Origin of the sequence: Dietzia aerolata (assembly GCF_014144865.1) — a bacterium.
GTDB lineage: Bacteria > Actinomycetota > Actinomycetes > Mycobacteriales > Mycobacteriaceae > Dietzia > Dietzia aerolata.
The window spans coordinates 1-8,884 of the sequence record NZ_JAALDM010000132.1 but is presented as its reverse complement, the minus strand read 5'-3'; the positions used below and the strand labels follow the sequence as shown (position 1 = coordinate 8,884).

Below are 8,884 nucleotides of genomic sequence, written 5' to 3'. Positions count from 1 at the left end.
GCGCGGGGGATCGCGGTGCGGCGCTGCGACACCTTCCCCGGCCTCGACCCGCGGCACGTGCGCCTGGCCGTCCGCGACGCCGACACGGTTCGCCGCCTCGTCGACGCATGGCAGGCGGCAGCGCGCGACGGCTGAACCGTGGCCGCACATATGGGCTGACGGCATCCGCATGCGGCGAATCGTGGGGGTGCCCGCCCGTCCGAGAACCGGCTGTGCTTACCCTGTCCCCGTACTGCTGACATTCGGAACACGCAGGGGAAGACCGGTGAGAATCCGGCGCTGACCCGCAACGGTGTGCGGCCACCCAGGTGGCGGCGAGCCCGATTACCTGCCCGGATGTTCGCGACTCCAGGTACATCGCCGAGGTCTGCGAGCCGGGGGTCCTGCATCGTGCGGGCCGCATCGTTGGTGCTTCCCGCCGTCAGGTCTCGCGATTCGTCGGTCTCTCGACACGATCCGAGGACTGATCATGTTTCGTCGCACCCCCGTTCGCGCCAGCTCTGTCGGCGCCGCGCTGCTAGTCGCAGGGCTCGCCCTCACCGGCTGCTCGCGTGGCGAGGCGCTCGACCAGGCCGACTCCGCGGCCGAGCCCTTCGCCGAGCCGGTGACCATCACCAACTGCGACCGCGAGGCCACCTTCGAGGCCCCGCCGCAGCGCATCATCACGATGAACCACCACGTGACAGAGACCCTGGTCCAGATGGGTGCCGGCGACCGGATCATCGGTCGTGCCTACGCCGACCGCGACACCGAGACCATTCCCGAGGTTGCCGACGAGGTGGCGGCGATCCCCGCCCTCGCCGACGAGTACCCCACCTGGGAGGAGATCGTCGACCTCGAACCGGACATGGTGGTGGGCGGCATGCGCAGCGCCTTTGACGAAAAAGAGGGCCGCAGTCGCGACGCCCTGGAAGCCGAGGGGATCAACACCTTCTTGTTCTCCGAGTACTGCGGCGAGGGCTTCCCGGACCTGGGCATGCTCGAGACCGACTACTCCCAGCTCGGCAGCATCCTCGGCCTCGAGGAGGACGCCGACGAGCTCACGAACGAGATCATCGACGGTCTCGAGGAAGTCCGCGCCACCCTCGATGCCGCCGGCATCAGCGGCACGCCGACATTCTTCTACGACAGTGGCGAGGACGTGCCCATGACCATCGGCGGCGTGGGGATCGGGCAGATGGTCGGCGATTACGCGGGCGCGGACAACATCTTCACCGAGGGCGAGAAGCCGTACGTCAAGACCACCTGGGAGATCCTCGGCGAGCGGCAGCCGGAGGCCGTGGTCGTTCTGGACTACGGCGCCACCAGCGCGGCGGACAAAATCGCCTACCTCAAGCAGCAGCCCATCATGTCCACCACGCCCGCCGTGCGGGAGGACCGGTTCGTGGTGATCCCCCTGGACGACTTGTTTCAGAGCTCCCGCATGGTGACCTCCGCGCAGACGATCGCCCGCGAGTTGTACCCGGAAGCGTTCGGGCAGTGACATGACGACCGTCGCCGAGAAGCCTGATCAGCAGGTCGACACCCGAACTGACCACACCGGGCCCGCCCGCTCCGGCCGCCGCTCCCTGTGGCTCATCTGCCCACCGCTGGTGGCGCTGCTCGCCCTCGCGATCGCCGCCGCGGTGTCCCTGGGCTCGGTGTCGATTCCCATCGGGGACGTGTGGGCGATCGTCGCGCACCGCATCGCGCCCGGCGCATTCGAGTCCTGGTGGACCGAGGCACGCGAGGCGATCGTCATCGAATCACGACTCCCGCGGGCCCTGATGGCGGCGGCCGTGGGCGCCTCCCTGGCGGTGGCGGGCGGTGTCGCCCAGGCGGTGACCCGCAACCCGCTGGCCGACCCCTACCTGCTGGGGGTGTCCTCCGGCGCGGGCTTCGGCGTGGTGGTGCTGACCGTGCTCGGATTCGGCGCCGGCGTGGCGGGCGTCTTCACCCTCCCGGCAGCGGCGTTCCTCGGCTCCCTGCTGCCACTACTGGGCGTGGTTCTTGTGGCCCGCCGCGCGAACGACACCACCGCGATCGTGCTGGTGGGCGCCGCCATGACAATGGTGTTCGGCGCGATGAACACCTTCACCCTGCTGGTGCTCGGCGACGACCACCAGCTCGGCACGGTCATGCGGTGGCTGGCCGGCGGCTTCGGCGACGCCGGCTGGACCATGCTGTGGGCACCGCTGACGATCCTGCTCGTGGTGGGGACGGTGGTACTGCTGTTCGGCCGCCACCTGGACCTGCTGCTCACCGGCGACGACGGCGCCACCGCCATGGGCGTCAACGTGCCCCGGTTCCGAGTGCTCATGCTGCTGCTCGTCTCACTGCTCACGGCGGGCGCGGTCGCGGTGTCCGGGACTATCGGGTTCATCGGCCTACTCATCCCCCACCTGGCGGGATTCCTCACCGGCCGCACCTCCGTCCGGTTGCTGCCCACGGCGGCCCTGCTCGGCGCGATCGCCCTGGTTGCGGCCGACATCGCGGCCCGCGCGGTGAGCGAGGGCGCCGAGCTCCCGGTCGGTGTGGTGACCGGCATCGTGGGCGGCCCGGCATTCCTGCTCATGCTGTGGCACCGCTACGGAAAGGCGACGGTGTGACCACCCTGACCGCCTCCGAGGTCTCGGCCCGCCTGGGCGGCCGCCAGATTCTGCACGGCGTGGACCTGACCGTCGCGCCGGGCCGGGTCACCGCACTGGTCGGCCCGAACGGCAGCGGCAAGACCACCTTGCTGCGCACCTGTTACCGCGCCCTGCCGGTGTCGGCGGGGCTGGTGACCATCGACGACGCCGACATCCATTCGCTGCGGCGCCGAACGCTGGCCCGCACTGTCGGCGCGAGCACGCAGGAGCCGGTCTCGCTCGGCGGCATCACCGTCCGCGAGTCCGTGCGCCTGGGCCGGACCGTCAAGCGAGGCCTCTTCGAGCCGTTCGGCACCGACGACTCCCAGGTCGTGGACACCGTGCTCGCGCGGGTGGGGCTCACCGCCCTCGCCGACCGCGACGTCCTGGCCCTGTCCGGCGGCGAGCGGCAGCGGGTGTCGATCGCGCGCACCCTCGCCCAACAGCCCGAGGTCCTGCTCCTGGACGAGCCCACCAACCACCTCGACCTGCACCAGCAACTCTCCGTCCTCACCTTATTGCGCGAGCTCGCCGCGGACGGCCTCGCCGTGCTGTTAACGCTGCATGACCTGCGGATGGCGGTCGAGTACTGCGACGCCGTGGCGGTGTTGCACCACGGGAACTTGGTGGCCACGGGGCCGCCGGAGGAGGTGCTCTGCGCCGCAGTCCTGCGGGAGGTGTTCGGCGTGCGCGGCGAGGTCCGCGAGGGTGCGGGCGGGCACCGCACGTTGGATGTGATGGGCCTGGCCGGTGAGTGACGCGTCGGCACGTGGGTTTTTTGGGGACGACGACGACAACGCCACCACCGCGATCTCCACACCCGGATCGGTGGCGTTCGCCTACGCCGGCATCGCGGGCCCGCTCGGGGAGTTCGCCCGCACGATCGACCTCGGGCCCGAGGTGCTTCCGGGGTCGGCGCTCACGGATCCGGAGTGGCTGGCCGAGCGGGTCGCCGACACCGGCCGCCGCTGGGATCACAACGACCGGCGCGTGAACGGCACCCTGTGGTGGTATTCGGCCAGCTCATCGTTGGTGGCGGCGCCGCTGACGATGCTGCTCACTGCGGGTGTCGCGCCGGATCCACAGCCGGACAGGTTGACGATCTCACTGCAGCCGAACGGCTATCTCCGGGCCGCGCGCTCGGCCCGCCTGCTCGGATCGGCCGGCATGGCTGGGGCCGGCATGGCAGGCGTCGATATGGCAGGTGCCGTCGCAGCTTTCGCTGACGCGCTCATCATCGCCCACTCCGAGGTGATCTCCGCGTTGGCGGAGGTTTCCGGGGCTGCGCCGCGGGCATTGTGGGCCATCGCGAGTGATTCGATCGGTAACCGGGCTCTCGAGGCGGGCCGGGCGGTGGGTGACCCCGACCGGGGAGTCGAGCTGGCCCGCGCCGTCTGCGCGTCGCCGTTGCTGCCGCCCCGCTATATCTATGTAGAGGGTCCTGAGCGTTCGCGAACCTTCGTTCGCCGGAGCTCGTGCTGCCTGATCTATGTGGCCACGGTCGGCGACAAGTGTGTCAGCTGCCCGCGCCGCACCCCGGCGGACCGGCACGAGCAGCTCCTCCTCCGGACGTAGCCGCCGTAGAAGAGGCCACAGAGTAGATGGTGCCGTCACCGCTTGCGGGCGCTGTTGCTCACCTTCTGCAGCAGTTCCTTGGCCTTGCGTTGGTTCTCCGGCTTCGAGGCCTCGCGCCTCACCACGTCGACCGCCTTGACGGCGACTCCACTCTTGATGGCCTTGCTCAGAAATCCCATGGTGCACCTCCGTGTTGTCGGGGGCGCCAGTGTAGGCACAGCGTCGATCGCCTGCTACCGCCGCAGCAGGTAGACGTCCATTACCCAGCCGTGCTCGTCACGAAGCCGCTCCCGGTGCGCGCGCAAAGCGGGCAGCACCTCGCCCACGCGGCCGGACACCAGCGTCTCGCCAGCATCGCCGAGGTTGCCGCCCCACCAGATGTGCCAGTCGGCCAGGTCGTCAATCGGCAGGTCCGAGTTGAGCATCACCAGCACGTTGTCGACGCCCCCGGCCACGACCTCCTGCAGCCGCCGACCGGTGGTGACGGTGACCGTCCCGCCGATCTCGTGCAGGACCAGCCGATGCCGCGCGGCCAGCACCTGCAGCGCGGAGATCCCCGGCAGCACCTGCACGTCGAGGTCCAGCCGACCGCGCTCGCGAATGCGCTCGAGGATCCGCAGCGTGGAATCGTAGAACGCGGGATCGCCCCACACGGGAATCGCCACGTCGCCGGGCCGCTCGGCCATCGCCTGTTCCCACGCCGCCGCGCGCGCCTCGTGCCAGTCCAGAACCACGCCGCGATAGTCGCCGTGAGTAGAGGTCGACGACGACGAGCGCTCCCTCTCCGGATCCGGAACCCCCACCAACTCGACGTTCGGAGCGTGCCTCCCGAGAAGCACCTCCCGACGAGCGAACAGTGGATCGGTCGGCAATCCTTCCGCACCCGCGGGCGCGCTCTTCACCGCCGCCAGGGCGTAATCGGCAGCCTGGAGCGCGTGCACGGCCTCGACGGTGATCTGGTCGAGCCCGCCCGAGCCGATGCCCACGACCCACACCCGCCGCCGACCACCCTCTGAAGCGCGGCCCCTCGCATCGACAGCCGCGGCGGACCGCGCATCTGCTCCGCCAGCATCACCGTGACCGCCACCGGGCGCGTAACCGTCGCCGTCGCCGCCGTCGCCGCCACCGCGCGCGTAGCCGTCGCCACCGCCGTTGTCGTGGCCGTGACCGCCACCGCGCTCGTTGCCGCTACCGTGGCCGTGCGCGTAGCCGTGGCTGCCACTGTTTTGGGCAACATCAGCGTTTTTTTGGGCAACATCACCGTGCTGGACACCGACGTGTCGCATCGCTGATGTTGCGCAAAAACGCGCTGATGTTGCCCAATTTTCCGGCTCAGCCGAAGCCACAGCGCGCGCCGCAGCAGCGTCGACGGCGGCCTCGGCTTCGCCTGGGGCGGGGCGGTCAGTCACCGTGGGCGTCCTCGAGGTCGCCCTCCACCTCCAGGTAGAGCTGTCGCATCTGATCCATGAGCTGCGCGTCGGGCTCGGTCCACAGCCCGCGGTCGGCAGCTTCGGTCAGCCGCTCGATCATGCCGCGCAGAGCCCACGGGTTGGCCTGCCGCAGGAAGTCCTGGTTGGTCTCGTCCAGGACGTACTCGCGGGTGAGCGTCTCGTACATCCAGTCATGCACCACGCCCGCGGTGGCGTCGAACCCGAACAGGTAGTCCACCGTCGCCGCCAGCTCGAAGGCGCCCTTGTAGCCGTGCCGCTGCATCGCCGCGATCCAACGCGGGTTGACCACCCGGGCCCGGAACACCCGGATCGTCTCCTCAGCCAGCGTGCGCGTGCGGACCGCATCGGGGGTGGTGGAGTCGCCGACGTACGCCTTGGGCTCGGCACCGGTGAGCGCACGCACGGTCGCGATCATGCCGCCGTGGTACTGGAAATAGTCGTCGGAGTCGGCGATGTCGTGCTCGCGGGTGTCGATGTTCTTCGCCGCCACCGCGATACGCCGGTAGTTGGTCCTCATGTCATCCCCGGCCGGGGCGCCGTCGAGGTCGCGGCCATAGGCGTATCCGCCCCAGCGGGTGTAGACCTCCGCGAGGTCGCGGTCGTCTCGCCAGTTGCCGGCTTCGATCGTCTGCAGAAGCCCGGCACCGTACGAGCCGGGGGCGGAGCCGAAGATCCTCGTGGTGGCCCGGCGGTGGTCGGCGTGCTCGGCAAGGTCGGCCCGGGCGTGGGCGGCCACGAAGTTGAGCTCGTCGGACTCGTCCAGCCCCGCGACCAGCTGCACCGCATCGTCGATCATGCCGATGACGTGAGGGAAAGCGTCGCGGAAGAAGCCCGAGATGCGGACCGTCACGTCGATTCGCGGCCGGCCCAACTCCTCGGCCGGGACCACCTCGAGACCGGTGACGCGACGCGAGGCCTCGTCCCACTGCGGCCGCACACCGAGCAGCGCCAGCACTTCGGCGATGTCGTCGCCCGAGGTGCGCATCGCGGAGGTGCCCCAGATCGACAGGCCCACAGACGCCGGGTAGCCCCCGGTCTCGGACAAATGCCGCTCGAGCAGGGAGTCCGCCATGAGTTGGCCCGTCTCCCAAGCCAGCCGCGACGGGATCGCTCGGGGGTCGACGGTATAGAAGTTGCGGCCCGTCGGGAGCACGTTGACCAGGCCACGCAGCGGCGAGCCAGAGGGCCCGGCCGGGATGAAGCCACCGTCCAACGCGTGCAGGACCGCGTCCATCTCGCCAACTGTAGAGTCCAGGCGCGGGACGACCTCCCGGGCGGCGAATTCCAGGACACGGCCCACCTCGGTGTGAACGGCGGCCGAGGTGGCGTTGTCGTCGTCGTCCCCTTCTCCGGAACCGTCTCCCGCGGCGAGGCCACCACCGGCGCCGATCCCCGCACCACCCAGGACCTCGGCCAGAACCTCGGGCACGGCGGCCGCGTCCCAGCCGCGCTCGTCCAGCGCCACGACCAGCTCGCGGGCGCGGGTCTCGATGCGGTCGACCTCCTCGGTCGGCGAGCCCTCTGCCAGGCCCAACGCGCGGCGCAGACCTGGCACCGCGCCGGCCTCACCGCCCCAGACCTGCGAGGCCCGCAGGATCGCCAGCACCAGGTTGATGCGCGCCTGGCCCTCGGGCGCCTGGCCCAGGACGTGGAGGCCGTCGCGGATCTGGACGTCCTTGATCTCGCACAGCCAGCCGTCGACGTCTTGGATGAAGTCGTCGAACTCCTCGTCGCCCGGCTGCTGCTCCAGGCCCAGGTCCTCGTGCATGTGCGCGGCCTGCATGAGGGTCCAGATCTGCGCGCGGGCGGCCGGGAGCTTGGCCGGGTCCATCGCGGCGATGTTGCCGTACTCGTCGAGCAGCTGCTCGAGCCGGGCGATGTCGCCGTACGACTCCGCGCGCGCCATCGGCGGCACCAGGTGGTCGACGATCGTGGCATGCGTGCGGCGCTTGGCCTGCGCGCCCTCACCCGGATCGTTGACGAGGAACGGGTAGATCAGCGGCATGTCGGCGATCGCGGCGTCGGTCGCGCACTCCGCCGACAGGGCCGCGTTCTTGCCCGGAAGCCACTCCAGCGAACCGTGTTTGCCCAGGTGGACGAGCGCGTGGGCGCCGAAGCCGTGGCGCAGCCAGCGGTAGGCCGCGAGGTAGTGGTGCGAGGGCGCGAGCTCGGGGTCGTGGTAGATCGCGACCGGGTTCTCGCCGAAGCCGCGGGGCGGCTGGATGAGCAGCACGACATTGCCGGCCTGGAGGGTGGCGAGCACGATCTCGCCGGAGTCGTTGACGAACAACTCGCCCGGCGCCTCGCCCCACGCCCGCGTCATCTCCTCGCGCAGCGCGGCGGGCAGGTCGGCGGTCCAGCGAAGGTACTCCTCCGTCGAGATGCGGACATGGGAATCGGTGAGCTGGGCCGTGGTGAGCCACTCCTCGTCCTGGCCGCCCGCGGCGATGAGGGCGTGGATGAGGGCGTCGCCGGCGGCGGTGTCGTCGGCATAGGTGGCCTGGTCGAGGAACCGGGCGATCGGCCCGTCGTCGGGGCCCAGGTCGTAGCCCTCCTCGCGCATCCGGCGCATCAGTCGGATGGTCGAGACGGGCGTGTCCAGGCCCACGGCGTTGCCGATGCGCGAGTGCTTGGTCGGGTACGCCGACAGCACCAGCGCGACCCGGCGCTCGGCCTTCGGCACGTGGCGCAGTCGGGCGTGGGACACGGCGATCCCGGCGACGCGGGCGCAGCGCTCGGGGTCGGCGACGTAGCGGGGCAGACCGTCGGCGTCGATCTCTTTGAACGAGAACGGCGCGGTGATGATGCGGCCGTCGAACTCGGGGATCGCGATCTGGCTGGCCGAGTCCAGCGGGTTGACGCCGTCGTCGGAGGACTCCCAGTCGTCGCGCCCCCAGGTCAGGCACAGGCCCTGCAGGACGGGGATGTCGAGGGCGGCAATGCGCTCGACGTCCCAGCTCTCGTCGTCGCCTCCCGCGCTCACCGTGCCGGGCGTCGTGCCGCCCGCCGCGAGGACCGTGACGACCAGCGCATCGAGCGTGCCGAGCGCGTCGAACAGTTCGTCCGGCGCCGAACGTAGGGAGCCCGCGAACACCGGCACGCCCACGGCCTCGCCGGTGGCGTCGATCGCATCCGCCAGCGCGTGGGCGAAGCCGGCATTGCCGCTCACCTCGTGCGCGCGGTAGTAGAGGACGCCGACGCGCGGCAGCGCTTTCCCGTCCGGGCTGGCGGGCGACCCGGCCGCCCAGG

The 8,884-nt window shown here is 70.6% G+C and carries 8 protein-coding genes, 1 pseudogene and 1 riboswitch; of the genes and pseudogenes, 6 read left to right on the top strand and 3 right to left on the bottom strand.

The window, feature by feature from the left end; genetic code table 11:
* The 5 genes and pseudogenes from G6016_RS17870 to G6016_RS08910 all read left to right on the top strand — a co-directional run.
* Positions 1-135 (top strand): annotated as a pseudogene (locus G6016_RS17870) (Rv2231c family pyridoxal phosphate-dependent protein CobC); the annotation flags it as partial.
* A gap of 80 nt (positions 136-215) precedes the next feature.
* Positions 216-405, top strand: a riboswitch (cobalamin riboswitch).
* 64 nt (positions 406-469) lie between these two features.
* On the top strand, positions 470-1,483 hold the full coding sequence (locus G6016_RS08925) for an ABC transporter substrate-binding protein (protein ID WP_182632313.1): 1,014 nt from the start codon (positions 470-472) through the stop codon (positions 1,481-1,483).
* A 1-nt stretch (position 1,484) separates the two neighbouring features.
* Entirely contained in the window at positions 1,485-2,588 is a 1,104-nt protein-coding gene (locus G6016_RS08920; protein WP_182632311.1) for a FecCD family ABC transporter permease, read from the top strand.
* Positions 2,585-3,367 carry an ATP-binding cassette domain-containing protein gene (locus G6016_RS08915; RefSeq protein ID WP_182632310.1) on the top strand — a complete coding sequence of 261 codons (783 nt, stop codon included), beginning with the start codon at positions 2,585-2,587 and terminating at the stop codon, positions 3,365-3,367. Before G6016_RS08920 ends, G6016_RS08915 begins: the two co-directional genes overlap by 4 nt.
* Complete coding sequence (locus tag G6016_RS08910; protein ID WP_241729986.1) at positions 3,360-4,184, top strand: hypothetical protein; 825 nt, start codon at positions 3,360-3,362, stop codon at positions 4,182-4,184. The genes G6016_RS08915 and G6016_RS08910 overlap by 8 nt, the downstream gene beginning before the upstream one ends.
* Positions 4,185-4,219: 35 nt before the next feature.
* On the opposite strand, the gene G6016_RS08905 is transcribed toward G6016_RS08910, so the two are convergent.
* Complete coding sequence (locus G6016_RS08905; RefSeq protein WP_182632309.1) at positions 4,220-4,363, bottom strand: hypothetical protein; 144 nt, start codon at positions 4,361-4,363, stop codon at positions 4,220-4,222.
* Between the two features lie 54 nt (positions 4,364-4,417).
* Positions 4,418-5,179, bottom strand: coding sequence for a precorrin-6A synthase (deacetylating) (gene cobF, locus G6016_RS08900; protein ID WP_182632308.1), 762 nt, complete (start codon positions 5,177-5,179; stop codon positions 4,418-4,420).
* An 81-nt stretch (positions 5,180-5,260) separates the two neighbouring features.
* Here cobF and G6016_RS08895 point away from each other — a divergent pair, with 81 nt between their 5' ends.
* On the top strand, positions 5,261-5,476 hold the full coding sequence (locus G6016_RS08895) for a hypothetical protein (protein WP_182632307.1): 216 nt from the start codon (positions 5,261-5,263) through the stop codon (positions 5,474-5,476).
* A 109-nt stretch (positions 5,477-5,585) separates the two neighbouring features.
* On the opposite strand, the gene cobN is transcribed toward G6016_RS08895, so the two are convergent.
* Positions 5,586-8,884: cobaltochelatase subunit CobN (gene cobN / locus G6016_RS08890; protein ID WP_182632306.1), on the bottom strand; the 3,299-nt coding region annotated here is incomplete at its 5' end.

Excerpts from the sequence above, each read along its gene's own strand:
- G6016_RS08905 (WP_182632309.1), bottom strand. The coding sequence starts at position 4,363 with ATGGGATTTCTGAGCAAGGCCATCAAGAGTGGAGTCGCCGTCAAGGCG.
- G6016_RS08920 (WP_182632311.1), top strand. The coding sequence starts at position 1,485 with ATGACGACCGTCGCCGAGAAGCCTGATCAGCAGGTCGACACCCGAACT.
- G6016_RS08925 (WP_182632313.1), top strand. The coding sequence starts at position 470 with ATGTTTCGTCGCACCCCCGTTCGCGCCAGCTCTGTCGGCGCCGCGCTG.